15 protein-coding genes and 1 other RNA gene are annotated in these 17,892 nt (G+C 50.7%); 11 read left to right on the top strand and 5 right to left on the bottom strand.

Annotated elements, in window-relative coordinates; genetic code table 11:
* Window positions 1–22 precede the first annotated feature (22 nt).
* Window positions 23–2,353 carry a M1 family metallopeptidase gene (locus ACY0JR_RS10530; protein ID WP_462634025.1) on the top strand — a complete coding sequence of 777 codons (2,331 nt, stop codon included), beginning with the start codon at window positions 23–25 and terminating at the stop codon, window positions 2,351–2,353.
* Window positions 2,354–2,714: 361 nt separating this feature from the next.
* On the opposite strand, the gene ACY0JR_RS10535 is transcribed toward ACY0JR_RS10530, so the two are convergent.
* Entirely contained in the window at window positions 2,715–3,407 is a 693-nt protein-coding gene (locus tag ACY0JR_RS10535) for a carboxypeptidase-like regulatory domain-containing protein (RefSeq protein WP_462634026.1), read from the bottom strand.
* Between the two features lie 82 nt (window positions 3,408–3,489).
* Between ACY0JR_RS10535 and ACY0JR_RS10540 the strand changes: the two genes are divergently transcribed.
* The 4 genes from ACY0JR_RS10540 (at window position 3,490) to ssrA (ending at window position 6,269) form a co-directional block, all read left to right on the top strand.
* On the top strand, window positions 3,490–3,876 hold the full coding sequence (locus ACY0JR_RS10540) for an ArsR/SmtB family transcription factor (protein WP_462634027.1): 387 nt from the start codon (window positions 3,490–3,492) through the stop codon (window positions 3,874–3,876).
* Between the two features lie 5 nt (window positions 3,877–3,881).
* A complete protein-coding gene (locus ACY0JR_RS10545) occupies window positions 3,882–4,994 on the top strand; it encodes an acyltransferase family protein (protein WP_462634028.1) in 1,113 nt (370 codons plus the stop codon).
* A gap of 67 nt (window positions 4,995–5,061) precedes the next feature.
* A complete protein-coding gene (locus tag ACY0JR_RS10550; RefSeq protein ID WP_462634029.1) occupies window positions 5,062–5,766 on the top strand; it encodes a YjjG family noncanonical pyrimidine nucleotidase in 705 nt (234 codons plus the stop codon).
* Between the two features lie 130 nt (window positions 5,767–5,896).
* Window positions 5,897–6,269, top strand: a transfer-messenger RNA (tmRNA) gene (gene ssrA, locus ACY0JR_RS10555).
* Between the two features lie 160 nt (window positions 6,270–6,429).
* Here ssrA and ACY0JR_RS10560 read toward each other — a convergent pair.
* On the bottom strand, window positions 6,430–6,735 hold the full coding sequence (locus ACY0JR_RS10560) for a hypothetical protein (protein WP_462634030.1): 306 nt from the start codon (window positions 6,733–6,735) through the stop codon (window positions 6,430–6,432).
* Between the two features lie 340 nt (window positions 6,736–7,075).
* Between ACY0JR_RS10560 and ACY0JR_RS10565 the strand changes: the two genes are divergently transcribed.
* From ACY0JR_RS10565 to ACY0JR_RS10590, 6 genes are all read left to right on the top strand, one after another.
* Window positions 7,076–7,411 carry an ArsR/SmtB family transcription factor gene (locus tag ACY0JR_RS10565; RefSeq protein ID WP_462634031.1) on the top strand — a complete coding sequence of 112 codons (336 nt, stop codon included), beginning with the start codon at window positions 7,076–7,078 and terminating at the stop codon, window positions 7,409–7,411.
* 37 nt (window positions 7,412–7,448) lie between these two features.
* Window positions 7,449–8,021: a DUF6428 family protein gene (locus tag ACY0JR_RS10570; RefSeq protein WP_462634032.1), complete on the top strand. Its 573-nt coding sequence runs from the start codon at window positions 7,449–7,451 to the stop codon at window positions 8,019–8,021.
* Between the two features lie 32 nt (window positions 8,022–8,053).
* Window positions 8,054–8,473 carry an arsenate reductase ArsC gene (locus ACY0JR_RS10575; RefSeq protein ID WP_462634033.1) on the top strand — a complete coding sequence of 140 codons (420 nt, stop codon included), beginning with the start codon at window positions 8,054–8,056 and terminating at the stop codon, window positions 8,471–8,473.
* 61 nt (window positions 8,474–8,534) lie between these two features.
* Window positions 8,535–9,629, top strand: coding sequence for an ACR3 family arsenite efflux transporter (gene arsB / locus ACY0JR_RS10580; protein ID WP_462634034.1), 1,095 nt, complete (start codon window positions 8,535–8,537; stop codon window positions 9,627–9,629).
* 265 nt (window positions 9,630–9,894) lie between these two features.
* On the top strand, window positions 9,895–12,075 hold the full coding sequence (locus ACY0JR_RS10585; protein WP_462634035.1) for a glycoside hydrolase family 97 protein: 2,181 nt from the start codon (window positions 9,895–9,897) through the stop codon (window positions 12,073–12,075).
* Between the two features lie 427 nt (window positions 12,076–12,502).
* Window positions 12,503–14,641 carry a glycoside hydrolase family 97 protein gene (locus ACY0JR_RS10590; protein WP_462634036.1) on the top strand — a complete coding sequence of 713 codons (2,139 nt, stop codon included), beginning with the start codon at window positions 12,503–12,505 and terminating at the stop codon, window positions 14,639–14,641.
* Window positions 14,642–14,732: 91 nt separating this feature from the next.
* Here ACY0JR_RS10590 and ACY0JR_RS10595 read toward each other — a convergent pair whose 3' ends face one another.
* From ACY0JR_RS10595 to ACY0JR_RS10605, 3 genes are all read right to left on the bottom strand, one after another.
* On the bottom strand, window positions 14,733–15,260 hold the full coding sequence (locus ACY0JR_RS10595) for a DinB family protein (protein WP_462634037.1): 528 nt from the start codon (window positions 15,258–15,260) through the stop codon (window positions 14,733–14,735).
* Between the two features lie 157 nt (window positions 15,261–15,417).
* A complete protein-coding gene (locus ACY0JR_RS10600) occupies window positions 15,418–16,107 on the bottom strand; it encodes a helix-turn-helix transcriptional regulator (protein ID WP_462634038.1) in 690 nt (229 codons plus the stop codon).
* A 269-nt stretch (window positions 16,108–16,376) separates the two neighbouring features.
* Entirely contained in the window at window positions 16,377–17,480 is a 1,104-nt protein-coding gene (locus ACY0JR_RS10605; RefSeq protein ID WP_462634040.1) for an SGNH/GDSL hydrolase family protein, read from the bottom strand.
* Window positions 17,481–17,892: the final 412 nt, after the last annotated feature.

Here is a 17,892-nt window from a genome sequence, read left to right on the forward strand (position 1 = left end):
CCAACCAACACAACCGTACCTAATGAAACAACTCTTACTCGCCTCTGGGCTGCTCCTCAGTTTGGCAGCACCGGTTTTGGCGCAGGAAAACATTGATAAATCCAAGTTCCGGCAACTGGCCCAGGAACTGCCCACCCCCAACACCTACCGTACCGCCTCTGGCGCTCCCGGCCACGAGTACTGGCAACAACGCGCCGACTACAACATCAAAGCTGAACTGAACGACGACAACCAGTCGCTCACCGGCTCTGAAACCATCACCTACACCAACCTCTCGCCAGATGTTTTGACCTACCTGTGGGTACAGCTAGACCAGAACCTCTTCGAGAAGAACTCCATGACCAACCTCACCCGCACCAACCGCATTCCAGACAGACCTACGTTTGGTGTGGCCGAGGCTCTAGCGGAGCAGACGTTTGACGGCGGGTACAAAATCAAATCAGTGAAAGATGCCAACGGCAAAGCCCTGCCCTATACCATCAACTTCACCATGATGCGCATTGACTTGCCGCAGCCATTAAAGCCGAAGCAGTCTGTAAAATTCAGCATTGACTGGTCTAACCTCATCAACGACCAGAAAAAGCAAGGTGGCCGCGGCGGTTACGAGTTCTTCCCCGAAGACGGCAACTACGAATACCAGATGGCCCAGTGGTTCCCGCGCATGGCCGTCTATGACGACGTGAACGGTTGGCAGCACAAGCAATTTTTGGGTACCGGCGAGTTCGCCCTGCCGTTCGGGGATTACAAAGTGAGCCTGACCGTTCCTTCTGACCACGTGGTAGCCTCTACTGGCGAGCTGCAGAACATGGACGTGCTCACCAGCACCCAGCGCAGCCGCTTCGCACAGGCGCAGAAAGCAAATAAACCGGTCTTGATTGTGACGCCCGAAGAAGCGCTTCGCGCCGAGAAAAACAAAGCCAAAGGCAAGAAAACCTGGACGTTTGTGGCCAAAGACGTGCGCGACTTCGCGTGGGCCAGTTCCCGTAAGTTTATCTGGGATGCTATGAACGTGAACGTGGCGGGCAAAAACACCCTGGCCATGAGTTATTACCCCAAAGAAGGAAATCCGTTGTGGGGCCAATACTCAACTGAGGTGGTGGCGCATACGCTCAAAACCTACTCCAAATTCACCATTGACTATCCGTACCCGGTAGCTATTTCAGTACACGGTGCGGTGGGCGGCATGGAGTACCCCATGATCTCGTTCAACGGCGGAAGACCTGAAAAAGACGGTTCCTACACTGAGCGCACCAAATACGGCATGATCTCCGTGATCATCCACGAAGTGGGCCACAACTTCTTCCCCATGATCATTAACTCAGATGAGCGCCAGTGGACCTGGATGGATGAAGGCCTGAACACGTTTGTACAGTACCTCACGGAGCAGGAATGGCAGCGTGACTATCCATCTAGCCGCGGTGAGCCTAGAAACATGGTGACCTACATGAAGATGGATAAGAGCCTGCAACAGCCTATCATGACCAACTCTGAATCCATCACGCAGCTTGGAAACAACGCCTACGGCAAGCCCGCTACCGCTTTGAATATTCTGCGTGAAACCGTAATGGGCCGCAAACTGTTTGACTACGCCTTCAAAGAATACGCTCGCCGCTGGGCCTTTAAACACCCTATGCCCGCAGATTTCTTCCGGACCATGGAAGATGCCTCAGGCACCGATTTGGACTGGTTCTGGAGAGGCTGGTTCTACACCACAGATCACGTAGAGCAGGAACTGACCGGCGTGAAATGGTACTCAGTAGACACCAGAAACCCAGAGGTGGAAAACGCCAAACGCAGAACCGAGATCAATGCCGCCCCAAAAAGTTTGTCTCAGCAACGCAACTTACAGGACATTCCTAAGACATTGGTAGACACCAAACCAGAACTGAAGGATTTCTACAACACCTATGACCCTTTAGCGGTGACCGAAGAAAGCAAAGCGCAGTACCAGAGATATCTGCAGTCGCTGAACCCTGAAGAACGTGCGTTGTTGCAGAAAGGCCTCAACTTCTACGAGGTGGGCATCCGGAACAACGGCGGCCTGGTAATGCCGGTAGTAATGCAGATGACGTACCAGGACGGAACGTCTGAAATAGTGCGCATCCCCGCCGAAATCTGGCGCTATGACGAGCAGGAAATCACCAAAGTGTTTGTGACCGAGAAACCGGTAGCCAGCTTCATGCTGGACCCCTTCCAGGAAACCGCCGACATTGACATGAACAACAACTCCTATCCGCAGCGCACCCAGCCAAGCCGTTTTGAACTGTTCAAAGAACAGCCTCGGGGCATTACTCCTAATCCGTTGCAACAACAGACCCAGCGCCCGGGAACAACCCGTCCGCAAGGCAATTAAGTTACCGTTTTCGGTCTTTCTTTCAGAAAACAGGCCTAAACCACTATCCATGAAAAGGCTCTCCTTCAGTAGAAGGAGAGCCTTTTTGTTAAACATATCTGAGCATTACTTGAAAGCTAAATGCAAGATATCTGCACAGGAGAGAACGCCTTACAGATTATCTGCGGGTTCTTCTCCCACAGAAAAACAACCGACTAGTGTTTGCTCCTTTTAAGCCGCTTTTCCCAAAAGCCTGCCAAAACGCGATTTGTCAAATTAAAGGCCCCAATCGAATTACTGCCTGAACTTTCAACTCACCCCCTATAGCAAAAGAGGCTGCCCTAGGTAGGACAGCCTCTTTTGCTATGGCGTATATAGAAGTTTATTCTTTTCGCTTCAGGTCTCCGTTTTTAATGGCTTTGATCACCTGGTACCATTTAATAGGGTCTAACAGCGGGTTGGTAGCCCCGGGGTTATAGCCACCCCTACGCATCATCTGCTGGTTTTGCAGGTCCATGTAATTGCGGTGATTGGAGTTGGCATCCATAGGCGTGTTCCGGAACATCTGGTCCAAGATCTGCCGGCTCATAGCACTCTCGGTGTCAATGTCTTCGGTGGGAGACTTCATGGCTAAGACCGCTTGGGTAAAATCGCGGAACGTGGCATACGGGAAAACCCGAACCTCGGGCAGCACGGTAGGGTCTTCCAGCATCTCTATGATAATGGAATAACTATCGCGCTCAAAACTCTCGGGAATAATCAAGGATTGTTTGGCGTAACCAATAGAACTAAACACCACACTGTCTCCGGCAAGCACTGGCAAGGAGAAGAAACCATATTCATTGGTATTGGTGCCCCGGCCCGCTTTGGGAATATACACACTAGCGCCCGGTATGCCTAAAAGACTATCACCGGCAGTCACCACCCCCGTCAACTGAATGACCTTGCGGGCTCCCTGCCCCTGGGCCGAAGTAAGGCTGATGCCAGATAAAAGTAAAACTGCCACCAGAAAGCGCCCCAAATGAGCCCAAAAGCGGTGACAGGAAGAAGATGAAGGGAAATATAGCGTAGTCATGGAACAGTTCGTTTACAAGTATAGGCTTTTTATAGTACTTTGTGCCGAAGAGCTTTAAATAAATTTTACGAAGAGATACTCCATGAGGCTCAAACATTTTAACGTTACTTTTGGGGAACAAGTATTTAAAGCCATGAGCGATGTCTCCAGAATACGCGTCCTCCATCTGCTCCTGCGCAACAAAGAACTCTGCATCGCTGATCTGGAACTAGTCCTGGACTTTACCCAAACCAAAACGTCCCGTCACCTCATCTACCTCAAGAATACCGGTTTGGTGACCTTCCGTAAACAAGACCAGTGGGCGTTTTATTACATCAAAGACGAAATGCTGGATTTTTTGCAGCAGATGTTCGGCTACCTGGAGAAAGACCCGCTTCTGCTCAAAGACCAAGAAGTGTACCAAACCCTCTTCTCTAACCGTGAACTGGCCATTAACCGTTTGCAGCAGCGGCATTTCACGGGTTTGTAGTAGAAATGAGCATTCTCAACAACACAAAGCTGTATTTCCCAGCCCTGACTGGCTTACGCGCTCTTGCTGCTTACCTAGTGTTTGCGCACCACGCCAGACCAACCGTACCAGTTGCCACCAGTTTCTTTCAGGTCTTGTTCCAGGAAGCGCACATGGGCGTATCTATTTTCTTTGTACTTAGTGGCTTCTTAATCTCGCTGCGCTACAGTCAAACCTTTAAACAGGCAGACACTGCCGGCAGGCGGTTATATGCCTTCCATAGGTTTGCCCGCATTTACCCGGTTTACGCCGTATGTACCATCATCGCCTTCCTGTTCAAGCAGGATTTCAGGCTTGATGCGTGGGTGCTCAACCTTTTCATGTTACAGGGTCTTTTCTCAGAATTCTCCTTTAGCGGCATTGGCGTAGGCTGGTCCATGACTGTAGAGTTGTTTTTCTATGCGGCGGCCCCGGCGGTATTGCTGTACTGGGATAAACTGGGTTTATGGAGGATGCTATTATTTACTTTTCTGGTAGGCGGCATAGTTCTGGCTCTGGGCCAACTCTTGTCTCTGCCGTATGAATTTCTACCTGACCTTAATTTTCTGATTAGATCTACGTTCTTTGGAAGATGCTTTGAGTTTTATTTGGGTATCTGGCTGGCCAAAAAGATGATTCTGACACCTACTCAGCCGTTTGCCTTACCTAAGCTAATTCCTGGTATCTGGACGTACACGGGCGCGCTAGGCATTTTAGCCTGCATGCTGTGCATGGGGTACGTGCGGGGCGTACCACCCACTACACTTTCTACTGCAAGTCAAGTTGCTTTCAACGGAATCAACAACTTTATACTTCCCCTGTTTATAGGTAGTCTAATTTTAGGACTGGTACAAGAAAAGACGTTATTCTCCAGACTGGTAGGCTCCAGAGTAGGCCAAGAGCTAGGTAAAGGCTCTTACATTTTCTATTTAGTGCACTACACCTTCGGGTTTGATATTTTGTATTTCCATGTATGGCCCAACCGAGGGGGAGTTTTGCTGCTACTAGCGGTACTCTCCGTCGTAGGTTACTATGTTTTGGAAGCGCCTTTGCGCAAAATGGTATTAAAGTGCTTTGCCCGCCCATTTTATGGAAACTAATACCTTCTAAAATGGTTTTAACTTACACCACTACCTTGCTCCCTCTTTTACCGGTAGCATTCCTTTTATGAGAAAACCAAAAACGTACCGTCACCTGTTCTTTGACCTGGACCACACTTTGTGGGATTTCGAGAAGAACTCAGAAGAGACGCTCTACCATCTATACGACCATTACAACCTGGCCCAACTGGGTAATTTTTCCCGAGACTCCTTCTACAAGAAATATAGTTTTGTGAACCAGCGCATGTGGGATTTGTACCACAAAGGAAAGATCACGCAACAGCAACTCCGCGAGAACAGATTCACCAAATGCCTGACCGGCCTGGGCATGGCGGCCGCCGATATTCCCGAAGGCATCAGCAAGGCCTTTACCGATCTCTGCCCCACCAAGACGGCGGTGTTCCCCTTTACCCATGAGGTATTGGCGTATTTGCAGGAAAAGTACGTCTTGCACATCATCACCAACGGGTTCAAAGACGTGCAGTATATCAAGCTGAAATCAGCGAAGCTGGACTCTTATTTCTCAGAGATTATCACTTCTGAATGCATCAACTGCACTAAGCCAGACAAACGCATTTTCAAGCATGCGCTGGAACGGGCCGGGGTAAGCGCCCACGAAAGTCTTATGATTGGCGACAGCCTGGAGGCCGATATTCTGGGAGCCATGAACGCCGGTATTGACCAGGTGTTTTTCAACCCCGAGAAGAAGCGTCCGCGGCTGCGCCCTACGTATGAGGTGCACTGCCTGAGCGAACTGAAAACGTTTTTATAGGTTTGTTTTAGGCCCGTTTCTGGAAGAACAGCCTTAGAACGGGAACTCCGGCAGCGTAGGATTTGTCTATTATTTGGTTACTTTTGCAGGCATCGGCCGTAAACATAACCGATAGAGTTCTTTCACACTTGGGGATGACCGGAATTGACAGCTTGAGCAAGCTGGGTGTAAGCATGTCGGGAGTTGGCAGTTTTCCCGTAAATCAGAATTGACCGACGATTATCTGGCGAGTCTAACTACGCCATGGCTGCCTAGTCTAGGTACTAAGCATTTTGCCATTGTCCTGCAGCTCCTCGGTTCGGTGGGGGCTGGTCACAGGGCATCGTAATGCCGATCTAGTGTAGACCAAGGTGCGGGGTCTGCATGAAACTAAAGCATCTAAGGTGACTTCATAGGCCAGGCTTGGGCCTGGAGCCACACGAAAACCAATCCAAGACTAAACATGTAGAAAGCGCTCAAGTTTCCTTGTCTGGACCAGGGTTCGACTCCCTGCATCTCCACAGATCACAATAAAAAAGCCTGATTATCTAAGCGATAGTCAGGCTCTTTTGTTTGAGTACATTGGCTTTGTGCTAACATTCACTAGATCTCCTGTTCAGTAAAGGCTGCAATGCCAAGATAAACTCAGGAAAAGCTCATGGTAAAATGGTATTCCCAGGCCGTTTATTTCTCTCCTGTAAAGTTTTGGTTCGTGACAAACTGATTATCAGCCAAAAGGCTTAACCTGAACTCAAAGAAGCTATAATCTGCTAAATAAGCATAGACATTCTCATAAGACGCTGTGATACACATCACGTTAGCAGGGCTTTCTTTCTCTCTGAAGTAATAGGAGTTGCGTTCCTGTTGAGTAGATTCCTTGAAGGCGAAAAACTCATAGTGGTTCAGGAAAGATTCTAGCTCTATGGTTTGGACACCACCACCCTCAGACTTCACGAAGATCAACGTATCATTCTTGATAAAAGGGAGCACCTTCTCCTTAAAATGATTTACCGTGTGTGTGTGTGTGTGTGTGTGTGTCCATGAGGCTGCTTAAAGCATTCAATATAGTATAAGCACGATAATAAATCGGTTTAAGTTCATTAACAGGATCTTAACGCTGTGAGTAGAAGGCGTATTTAAGCAGGTATTACTACGAAAAGGCTAGCCTACAAGCTGTAGGCACACTTTCCAGCTTTTACTATTTTCGGAAATATATTTTTTAAACAGGCTACCGCTTGAAGAACATGCAGGGCATTTAAATAAATAATATCAACCAAAATCCTTATGCCACAATTAATCGTATCTTTACGATAAACAAACATTCCTTTACATGGGAGTTACCAAAACCGAGAATTTCACTACGGAGCAGAACCAGATGGCAGCGTACGCGAAAGCATTGGCGCATCCGGCGCGGATTGCCATTCTGCAATACCTTCTCAAAAAGCAAACCTGTATCTGCGGTGATTTGGTGGGGGAACTTCCGTTAGCGCAGGCAACCGTGTCGCAGCACCTGAAAGAACTGAAAGCAGTGGGTCTGATTAAGGGAACCGTAGAGGGAACCAGCGTCTGCTATTGCATTGATGCCCAAAAGTGGGAAGAAGTGCGGGACATTTTCCTGGGCTTGTTCACCAGTCCCGTGGCTTGCCAGGCAGATAACTGCTGTTAAAAAAATTTAGCTTTCTTCATCGTAACATCGCAATCTTATGCAAAACACCAATCTTCTTACCTGGCAGGCGTTCAAAAGCGAATTAACCAAGACGCCAGACCTTACGCTCCAGTTCCAGTATGCGGCAGATAAGTGGGTAAATGCCTCGTACCACATCACCGAGATTAAACAGGCACCCATTGTCTCAGTAGATTGTGGCGGGCAGATGAACAGCTGGACCGAGGTGATTGTGCAGTTGTGGGAACCCGGCCAGCGGGAATCTGATACCGCCATGCCGGTCAGCAAGGCTTTGTCTATTATTGGCGTGGTAGAGAAAGTACTTCCGCTGAACCCGTTGGGCATTGTCAAGATTGAATTCGGGAATTCTGCGTTTGATACGCGCCAGATGTACCCGGCAGAATTCACCATCACAGAGGGAAACCTGGTGGTGAACCTTACGCCAGATGCCACCCAATGCAAAGCCATTGAGCGCGGCGGAAGTTGCGGCACCACGGCCTCGGGCGAGGAATGCTGCGCCCCCGCTCCGGCAGTAGAAAAAAAGAAGGTGCAATTAATTGAGTTGACCACCTTTCAGGAAAACAGCTGTACTCCGGGTTCGGGCTGTTGTTAACTTCCATTTCGATCTTACTTTTTCAAATCTACATGAAAAACGTACTTGTTCTCTGCACCGGAAACTCCTGCCGCAGCCAGCTAGCCGAAGGCTACTTACGCCAGTTCGCCAACGGCAAAGCCAACATCTACAGCGCTGGCATTGAAACCCATGGCGTCAATCCCAAAGCGGTAGCCGTCATGGCCACCGATGGCATTGACATTTCAAATCACACCTCTAACCACATTGAAGAGTACCGCGAGGTTCCGTTTGACTACGTGATTACGGTGTGCGACCATGCCCAGGAAAACTGCCCTTACTTTCCTACCAACGCGGTACGCATTCACCATAATTTCCCTGACCCGGCCAAAGCCACCGGTACGCCAGAGGAGGTTACCGCCACGTTCCACCAGGTACGTGACCAAATTAAGCAATTCAGCTGGGAGTTTGTAGAAAAGTACCTGCAGGACTAACCTATCTGTAGAGGTGCCTGTTTTGCACCTGTTTTTATGAAAACTCCTTAAAAGGAAGAATATGAGTCAATGTACTGTTGATAAACGAAAACGGCTTTCCACCCTAGACCGCTTCCTAACCCTCTGGATTTTTGTGGCCATGGGCGCGGGCGTGCTTCTGGGCTACTTGTATTCGGGCACCGAAGAATTAATCAATTCCTTTCAGGTGGGCACCGTGAACGTACCCATCGCCATCGGGCTGATTTTGATGATGTATCCGCCGCTGGCGAAGGTAAAGTATGAGCAACTGGGACGCGTCTTTGAAAACCTGAAGGTCATTACGTTGTCGCTGGTGCTGAACTGGATAATCGGCCCTATTCTCATGTTTCTGCTGGCCATTATCTTCCTGCGGGACTACCCCGAGTACATGGTGGGCATTATCCTGATTGGGCTGGCGCGTTGCATTGCCATGGTACTGGTCTGGAACGAACTGGCCGAAGGCGACCGCGAGTACGCCGCCGGATTGGTGGCGTTCAACAGTATCTTCCAGGTGCTGTTCTACAGTATCTTCGCGTTCATCTTTATCACCGTGTTGCCCACTTGGTTCGGGCTGGAAGGGAAAGTGGTGGACATCAGCATGGGTGCCATTGCCGAGAGTGTGTTCATTTACCTGGGCATTCCGTTTCTGCTGGGTTTCTTGTCCCGGTTCATTCTGCGCAGAATCAAAGGCGATGACTGGTATACTCAAACGTTTCTTCCGGCCATCAGTCCCATTACGTTGGTAGCCTTGCTATTCACCATTGTGGTTATGTTCAGTTTGAAAGGGAACCTGATTGTGCAGATTCCTATGGATGTGCTTCGGATTGCCGTGCCGCTGGTCATTTACTTTGCCATCATGTTTGTAGTGAGCATTTACCTGGGCAAAGCGTTGGGTGCCAATTACGCGCAGAACGCCTCGGTGGCATTCACCGCCACGGGCAACAATTTTGAACTCGCCATTGCGGTAGCTATTGGCGTCTTCGGGCTGAACTCAGGGCAGGCGTTTGCCGGAGTGGTTGGTCCGTTGATTGAGGTACCGGCGTTAATTGCTCTGGTAAACGTGGCCTACTGGTTCAGGAGAAAATACTACGGCACGGAGCCTTTGCTCACCTCGGCTCCTGAAGCGGGAAAACAATAAGCTTATTTTCAGCTCTTTATACACAAGAAAGAAGCGCTTTAAGTCTGATTTTTAGAAACCAGACTTAAAGCGCTTCTTTCTTGTGGCAAGTTGTGAGCACCTCTCCTTTTACCCCGGTTCTCGTTCAGGCTTAAATCCTTGAAGATTCAAAGCTATGAGTTCCAAGCAGCAGCAACCCCATGACCTGGGATGGGCAACTCCACAAAAATGGGTACCTTTAACATTTGGTAACGGAATCCTATCAACCCACAATCGCTTACAGAACATGTATAAACTCCTTTTAATGACCGGCATTTTGCTTTCCTTCTTGGGTCAGGTTGCTGCTCAAGATTTGAAATCCCCGAATGGAAAACTCATGATGAGCTTCTCCCTGCAAAATGACGGCACCCCTACTTATAGCCTCACCTACAAAGGCAAGCAGGTCATCAAGCCCAGCAAATTGGGTTTCGAACTGAAGACCAAAGCCGCCGATGCCGCCTCGGGCGGGTCAGATGCCAACATGGACCAGAAAGCCGTGAATCAGCAGGCTTCGCTGCACGACAACTTCGCGTTGGTAGCCAACCAGACCACCAATTATGACGAGACCTGGGCACCGGTTTGGGGCGAGGTGAAAACCATCCGGAACCACTACAACGAACTGGCCGTAACGCTGAACCAGAAAGGCACTGACCGGCAGATGCTCATTCGGTTCCGGTTGTTTGACGATGGCCTGGGCTTCCGCTACGAGTTCCCCACTCAGAAGAACCTCACCTATTTCGTGATCAAGGAAGAGAGAACGCAGTTTGCCATGGCCGGTGACCACACCGCCTTCTGGATTCCCGGCGACTATGACACGCAGGAATACGACTACACCACCTCTAAACTGTCGGAGATCAGGGGCATCATGTCTAAGGCCGTAACGAACAACCTGTCGCAGACTACTTTCTCGCCCACCGGCGTGCAGACTTCCCTGATGCTAAAATCCAACGACGGCCTGTACATCAACCTGCACGAAGCCGCTTTGATTGACTACCCGGTGATGCACCTGAACCTGGACGACAAGAACCTGGTGTTTGAGTCCTGGCTTACGCCCGATGCCATTGGCGACAAAGGCTACATGCAGGCCCCGCGTAGCACGCCTTGGCGCACCGTGATCGTGAGCGACGATGCCCGCGACATTCTGGCCTCCAAGATGACCTACAACCTCAATGAGCCCAGCAAGATTAAAGAAACCTCCTGGATCAAGCCTACCAAATACGTGGGCGTGTGGTGGGAGATGATCACCGGCAAGAGCACCTGGTCCTACACCAATGATTACCCTACCGTGCAGCTGGGCATCACCGATTTCTCCAAAGCCAAGCCCAACGGCACCCACGGCGCCAACACGGCCAACGTGAAACGCTACATTGACTTCGCGGCCAAGCACGGCTTTGACGGCGTGCTGGTGGAAGGCTGGAACGTGGGCTGGGAAGACTGGTTCGGGAACTCCAAAGACTACGTATTCGATTTCGTGACCCCGTACCCAGACTTCGATGTAAAAGGCATCCGGGAATACGCCAACTCCAAAGGCGTGAAGATGATCATGCACCATGAGACCTCTTCTTCGGTGCGCAACTATGAGCGCCACTTGGACAAAGCCTATCAGTTCATGAAAGACAACGGCTATGATGCCGTGAAAAGCGGGTACGTGGGCGACATCTTGCCGCGCGGCGAAAACCACTACAGCCAATGGATTGTGAACCACTACCAGCACGCCTTGGAGAAAGCCGCCGAGTACAAGATCATGGTGAACGCCCACGAGGCCGTGCGCCCGACCGGAATTGCCCGTACCTGGCCTAACCTGATCGGGAACGAATCGGCGCGCGGAACCGAGTACCAGTCGTTTGGCGGTTCCAAACCCAACCACGTGACCCTTATTCCTTTCACCCGCTTGATTGGCGGTCCCATGGACTACACGCCGGGCATCTTCGAGATGGATCTGAGCAAGATCAACCCTACCAACAATTCGCACGTGAACAGCACCCTGGCTAACCAATTGGCTCTGTACCTGACCATGTACAGCCCGCTGCAAATGGCCGCTGATCTTCCCGAGAACTATGACCGCTTCCCAGACGCGTTCCAGTTCATCAAAGACGTAGCCGTGGACTGGGACGATAGCAAGTACCTGGAGGCCGAGCCGGGCGAGTACATCACGGTGGCGCGCAAGGCCAAAGGAACCGGCCAGTGGTTTTTAGGCAGCGTGGGTGGCAATAATAGCCGTACTTCCAACATCAAACTGGATTTCCTGGACAAAGGCAAAAAGTACGTGGCCACCATCTACGCCGATGCCAAAGATGCCCACTACAAAACCAACCCGCAGGCCTATACCATCCGGAAAGTAAATGTCACCAATAAATCAAAGCTGTCGCAGTTTGTGGCACCGGGCGGCGGGTACGCCATCAGCTTTGTGGAGGTTAACGGAAAATAGTTTCAACCTTAAATCTATAAAGTAAAACAGAAACGGGTTGGCGGTTTTCCGGCCAGCCCGTTTCTGTTGTATGCCCTTGGTGTGAGTTCCTTTTCAAAACCTTCTTGGCGTTTAGCAGCCATTTTCAGAAAAGAAACCGTAAATCAAAAAGGAGCCTTTAACTTGCCGGTAAGTACCAGGACAAACAAGTATACCTGAACTTCGGCTATCCCTCTTTGTCATCCTGAAAGGATCTTGTGGGCGAACTAGAAAAGCAGAAGAACTCACGCTACTACCGTTCGCTCACAAGATCCTTTCAGGATGACAATAATGAGAGAGAAGAAGATATAGGTATTTCTGTCTGAGTACTTACTTTCACAATCCTTGTTTTCGGGCTATTTTCTCTGAAACGGTCCTGAAATGCTTTACAATTTATCCTTACCAAACCATGCGTAAATTATTACTTTTCCTGATGGTCTGGACGGTGGCACCCCTGCTGCAGGCCCAGACACTCACCTCGCCAGACAAAAATTTAACTTTAAAATTTGAGCTGAAAGAGAAGGGCGTTCCCTCCTACCAACTCACGTATAAGAAAAAACCAGTCATCAAATCCAGCACTTTAGGCATTGAGACCAAAGATGTGCCCTCTTTTCTGGACGGTTTCACCGTGGTAAAAACCGAGCTGCAGTCGGTGAACGATATTTGGGAACCAATACTGGGCGAGCAGAAAACCATCCGGAACAACTACAATGAGCTGCTGGTGACCTTGGCCCAAAAAGCGCAGAAAGACCGCATCATCCGCCTCCGGTTCCGGTTGTTCAACGATGGGCTGGGTTTCCGTTACGAGTTTCCTAAGCAGAAGGAACTGAATTACTTCGTGATCAAGGAAGAGCAGACGCAGTTCAACCTGGCCGGCGACCACAAGATCTTCTGGATTCCGGGCGACTATGACACGAATGAGTATCCGTACACTACTTCTAAACTCTCGGAGATCCCTAGTCTACAGAAGAAAGCCACGGTGCAGATCACGGCCCAAAGCCCTATCAAAGAACCATCGGTGCAGACGCCTTCCATGATGAAATCCTCTGATGGCCTGTACATCAACATCCATGAGGCGGCGCTCATCAACTACCCCGCCATGCACCTGGAAGTGGATGCCAAGACCCTCCGGATGAAATCGCACCTGGTACCCGATGCCGTGGGTAACAAGGGCTACATGCAAACTGATGCCCAGACGCCCTGGCGCACCATCATCGTGAGCGACAAAGCCACCGACATCCTGGCTTCTAAACTAATTCTGAACCTGAACGAGCCTACCAAATACAAAGACGTTTCCTGGATCAAGCCCGTGAAATACATTGGTGTGTGGTGGGAGTACTTTGTGGCCGGCAAAAGCACCTGGGCCTACGGCACCGAGAACAACGTGAAACTGGATCAGGATTTCAGCAAACTCACGCCCAACAACCGCCACGGCGCCACTACACAGAACGTGAAAAGACACATTGACTTTGCCGCTGAGCACGGTTTTGATGCGGTGCTGGTTGAAGGCTGGAACATTGGCTGGGAAGACTGGATTGGCAACTGGAAAGAAAACGTCTTCGATTTCACCACCCCGTACCCAGATTTTGACGTGAAGGAACTGCAACGCTACGCCGCCTCTAAAAAGGTAAAGATCATGATGCACCATGAGACCTCGGCCTCGGCCACCAACTATGAGCGCCGCCTGCACCCTGCCTTCCAGTTCATGGTAGACAATGGTTACAACGCCGTGAAAACCGGCTACGTGGGCCAGATCATTCCGCGCGGCGAACACCACGATGGTCAGTGGATGGTGAACCACTACATTCACGTGGCCAATACCGCCGCCGATTACAAGATCATGGTCAACAGCCACGAGGCCGTACGGCCTACCGGCCTGAACCGCACCTTCCCTAACTGGATTGCCCAAGAATCTGCCCGTGGAACGGAGTTTGAAGCCATGGGCGGATTAGCTCCGGAACATACCACCATTCTGCCCTTTACCCGTTTAATGGGTGGCCCCATGGACTATACGCCCGGCATCTTCCAGACTGATTTATCAATATACGGCACCAACAACAAGCAGCGCGTGAACACCACCTTGGTGAAACAGTTGGCCTACTACGTGACCATGTACAGCCCACTGCAAATGGCCGCCGATCTCCCCGAGAACTACCTCCGTTTCCCAGACGCGTTCCAGTTCATCAAAGACGTAGCCGTGGACTGGGATGATACCTATGTTCTGGAAGCCGAGCCCGGTGACTACGTAACTACCGCTCGCAAGGCCAAAGGCAAAGATGAGTGGTTCGTAGGCGGCGTGACCGATGAAAACCCACGCACGGCCACCATCAATCTCTACTTCCTGCCCAAAGGCAAGCAGTACATCGCCACTATCTACGCAGACGGTGCTGATGCCAGCTACGACAAAAAGCCGCAGAGCTACACCATCAAGAAGGTAGTGGTGACTCCTAACAGTGTCATCAAGCAGCGTTTAGCTTCCAGCGGCGGTGTGGCCATCAGCATCAAAGAAGGCAGCAAGAAAGAAGTGAAAGACTTACCTAAATTGTAGGAAAGCCCTTCAGGCAACTTACTACCTTTAAACAGAAAGCCCCACCAGTGGAATTGGTGGGGCTTTCTGTTTCTATAATTGGGAGCAATATTTAGAAATTCATCTCATCGGCGCTTGGGCCGTAGCTGCCCGGGATGGGAATGTTGAGCAGGCGCAGGAACACACCCAATTGCGCGCGGTGGTGGATGATCTGGCTCATGGTCATGCGCAGCACCTCATATTTGGTAGAGGTGAGATAGATGGTGTCTCCATCCCTGAGCGTCCACGCCTCATCTAGTTGGTCATCAGAGCCCTCGGAGAAATGCTTGCGGCCATCTTCCAGCATCTCCTCAAAATAGGCCAGCAACTCGGCGGTGGTATTCACTACTCTTGGCTTATAGGGATTTTTGGCGAAATCCAGCTCACTGGTGGTCAGGGTCATGCCTACCCAAGACGGTAAATCCGCAATGTGCATGGCAAGCGTGCGGATGTCCATGCTTTTGGGGTGGGGTCTCCAGTCGTACTTGTCATCTGGAATGCGCTCCAGCATTTTACGGGTGGTAACAGCTTCCTGCTCTAGTTCTTTGGTGAGCAGATCCAGGATAGTAGTGGTGGCGATGGAGGTTTGCATTTCTGACATAAGGTTAGTGGTTTAGTGATGACACAAAGAAATAGCCACCCACTGACAACCCTATGGCAGTCTACTTTCAGGAAATGAAAATTATTTTTACTTAATTCTGCTTTTGACCTTTTCTCTGCAAAACGGCACCAAAACCGCATACCCCAACGGGTCTTTATCAATACGGCACAGGCAATTGTTTCATGTACTCGCTTACCGCCATGTGCTCTGTTTTGCAGAAAGGCAGCTCGGTGTTTCTGATAGTGAGAATGCGGGAAACCTTAAAATCGCGGTAGTCCTGGCGATGGTGGCACCACCCTATGAGGTGCCAGCTGTAGGCGTAGAAGATTAACCCGATGGGTTCCAGTTGCCGCTTGCTAACCTCCTCGTTTTTGTTTTTGTACCCGATCTCCAAGATGGTTTTCTCTGAAATGGCCTGCTGAATAATTGCCAGGTACTCGTAATCATTGTTGAGGCAGGGCGGCAGTTGCAGCTTGATGTGGTTGTTGAGGAAATCCAGCTTTTCTTTCTGGGTGGTGCGCAGCACGGCTTTTACTTTGTTCAGCGCCGAGGCATAATGCGTGTGAATGGACTTATCGGTGAACCCGAAGACCATGGCTTCCATCAGTAGGAGGGCATTGGCTTCCTCGGAGGTGAACGAGACCGGTGGCAGAAAATACCCTTGCACTACAAAGTAACCTTTGTGCGGCTCAAACCCCACGGGCACACCCTGCTCGCCCAACGCCTTCACGTCACGGTACACGGTGCGCACGCTTATGTCAAAGGCCTCCGCAATCTTCTCGGCGGTCACGTATTTCTTGGACTGCAGCAACGTCAGTATCCCAAAAAGCCTGTCTACCCGGTTCATACGCGTGGAAGTTTTAGAGCGGGTTTACCGCCTAGTTTTGCGAAGGACAAGGTAGAAAATCCGCCGCTCATCTGCACAGAAAAATCCGTTTAGCAGCTCTTTTCCTTAAAACTGCTCCTAAACGGATTTTCTAAAATTTTCAAGCAAACAGGTGCTAATCTTTCAAATACTGGCACAAGCGTCCGCTTGTATCCACGCGTATTGCTGATCTTGACTACGCGCGGAAACAAGCGGACGCTTGCGCCAGGTATTCAGCTTTAAACTAATGCTTACTTCTTGGGCAGGATTTTCTTCAGCTCTTTGCCTATATACGGAGCTACGCGCGTGAACCCCAGGTCTGAGAGGTGGCTGCCGTCAATGGTGCCTTCGTGGTCATAGCCTTTGAGGCCTTTGGCAGACAGGTAATACAGGTCTTTGTATTTCTCCTGCTTGAGCTGCTCGTAAGCTTTCCGAAACTCCTGGTTCTGGCCGGTATCGAACTTCATTTTCTCCTGGTCCCAAGGCGTGCTCTCCCTGAAAAAGCTCTCCACCATAAGAATGGGCGTGTTGGGTTTGAGCTCGCGGAGGCGCTTGATGAACGGCACGGCCCGCTCTCTGATCTGAGCCGGCGAGGGGTTGGGCACGCAGTCCAGCACGTAGACATCGGCATCCATCTGACCCAGTATCTCGGCCAAGGCTATTTCCATTTTGCCGCTGCCGCTGAAGCCTAGGTTATAGATGTCCACATTCAGTTGCCGACTCAGGATGGCCGGATACGCCATACCAGGTCGGCTGGCCGAGGCCCCCTGCGTGATGCTGGATCCGTAGATGACTACTTTCTGGGTGGGCAGGAACCGGGCATCGGCTTTCTGGAGCGTTGATCTGACCTCCACGCCCACGTGCACTTCCTCGGCGGCGGCGTACAGCGGCAGGTGCACTCGGTAGTGCCGCAACTGACCGTCCAGGTTACGGAGGACCAGCACGTCGTTCTCTTCCTTGGCTGGGCGAGCCGTGGCCGCATATTGCCATTCTTTGCCGTTCCAGGCGTACAAGTCCAAGCCGTTCACCGCTGCGGGCGTCATGTTCCAGAGCGTGTTGTACTTGGCCAGCCGCCACCTCAGCTTAATGGATTTGGAATTGGTCTGAAACGAGACACTGATGCCTGCTGAATTAGTCGCCAGCCCCGCCACCGCCTTGGGCAGCTTGGGCCGTTGCACCTCGTCTATGCGGTGAAAACCAGAATCGCGCACAGTAGCAGATTGGCCCAGCACACTCAACTCACGGGCGTTCACATACGTGTACCTTACACCGGTGCTGTCCTGCGCCACTGCCGAACCGCCCAGCAGCACGCAGGCCATGAACATCAAAAACAAAAATCTGACACGAAGCATCATGAAGATAAAATAAGGGTTGATAATTCGATTTACTGCGGACAGCACCTCTTGACCTCAGAACAATTTTCACGCATTCCGTCCCCCCTTCGAAGGGGGTAGGAGGATGATTACTCGTGCTGAACATGACGTTCGAGACGGTAGGGGCAATCCCTTGTGGTTGCCCATTCCTCTGTTGCGAGGGCCTTTCTAGTTTGACGCGCCTTTGTCATCCCCCTACCCCCTTCAAAGGGGGACGGAATGCGTGTACTACATAGTAGAGGACTGACCTGTACTTTCCTTCCCTAATCCATCTTGTTTTAAAGCCAATTTCAGAAAAGGAGCTGCTAAACAGGATTAACTCAAAGAAAGCAACCGCCGCCGTAGTTAGTTACCAGAATTCCGTTTAGGGGCTATTTTTTGAAAAACAGCCCCT

This window comes from Rufibacter sp. JT3400010, assembly GCF_054956755.1.

What these genes read in the sequence shown, in the direction of transcription:
- ACY0JR_RS10585 (WP_462634035.1), top strand. Translation starts at nt 9,895, where the DNA reads ATGTATAAACTCCTTTTAATGACCGGCATTTTGCTTTCCTTCTTGGGT.
- ACY0JR_RS10535 (WP_462634026.1), bottom strand. Translation starts at nt 3,407, where the DNA reads ATGACTACGCTATATTTCCCTTCATCTTCTTCCTGTCACCGCTTTTGG.
- ACY0JR_RS10565 (WP_462634031.1), top strand. Translation starts at nt 7,076, where the DNA reads ATGGGAGTTACCAAAACCGAGAATTTCACTACGGAGCAGAACCAGATG.
- arsB (WP_462634034.1), top strand. Translation starts at nt 8,535, where the DNA reads ATGAGTCAATGTACTGTTGATAAACGAAAACGGCTTTCCACCCTAGAC.
- ACY0JR_RS10595 (WP_462634037.1), bottom strand. Translation starts at nt 15,260, where the DNA reads ATGTCAGAAATGCAAACCTCCATCGCCACCACTACTATCCTGGATCTG.
- ACY0JR_RS10590 (WP_462634036.1), top strand. Translation starts at nt 12,503, where the DNA reads ATGCGTAAATTATTACTTTTCCTGATGGTCTGGACGGTGGCACCCCTG.
- ACY0JR_RS10605 (WP_462634040.1), bottom strand. Translation starts at nt 17,480, where the DNA reads ATGATGCTTCGTGTCAGATTTTTGTTTTTGATGTTCATGGCCTGCGTG.
- ACY0JR_RS10600 (WP_462634038.1), bottom strand. Translation starts at nt 16,107, where the DNA reads ATGAACCGGGTAGACAGGCTTTTTGGGATACTGACGTTGCTGCAGTCC.
- ACY0JR_RS10530 (WP_462634025.1), top strand. Translation starts at nt 23, where the DNA reads ATGAAACAACTCTTACTCGCCTCTGGGCTGCTCCTCAGTTTGGCAGCA.
- ACY0JR_RS10550 (WP_462634029.1), top strand. Translation starts at nt 5,062, where the DNA reads ATGAGAAAACCAAAAACGTACCGTCACCTGTTCTTTGACCTGGACCAC.
- ACY0JR_RS10545 (WP_462634028.1), top strand. Translation starts at nt 3,882, where the DNA reads ATGAGCATTCTCAACAACACAAAGCTGTATTTCCCAGCCCTGACTGGC.
- ACY0JR_RS10540 (WP_462634027.1), top strand. Translation starts at nt 3,490, where the DNA reads ATGAGGCTCAAACATTTTAACGTTACTTTTGGGGAACAAGTATTTAAA.
- ACY0JR_RS10570 (WP_462634032.1), top strand. Translation starts at nt 7,449, where the DNA reads ATGCAAAACACCAATCTTCTTACCTGGCAGGCGTTCAAAAGCGAATTA.
- ACY0JR_RS10575 (WP_462634033.1), top strand. Translation starts at nt 8,054, where the DNA reads ATGAAAAACGTACTTGTTCTCTGCACCGGAAACTCCTGCCGCAGCCAG.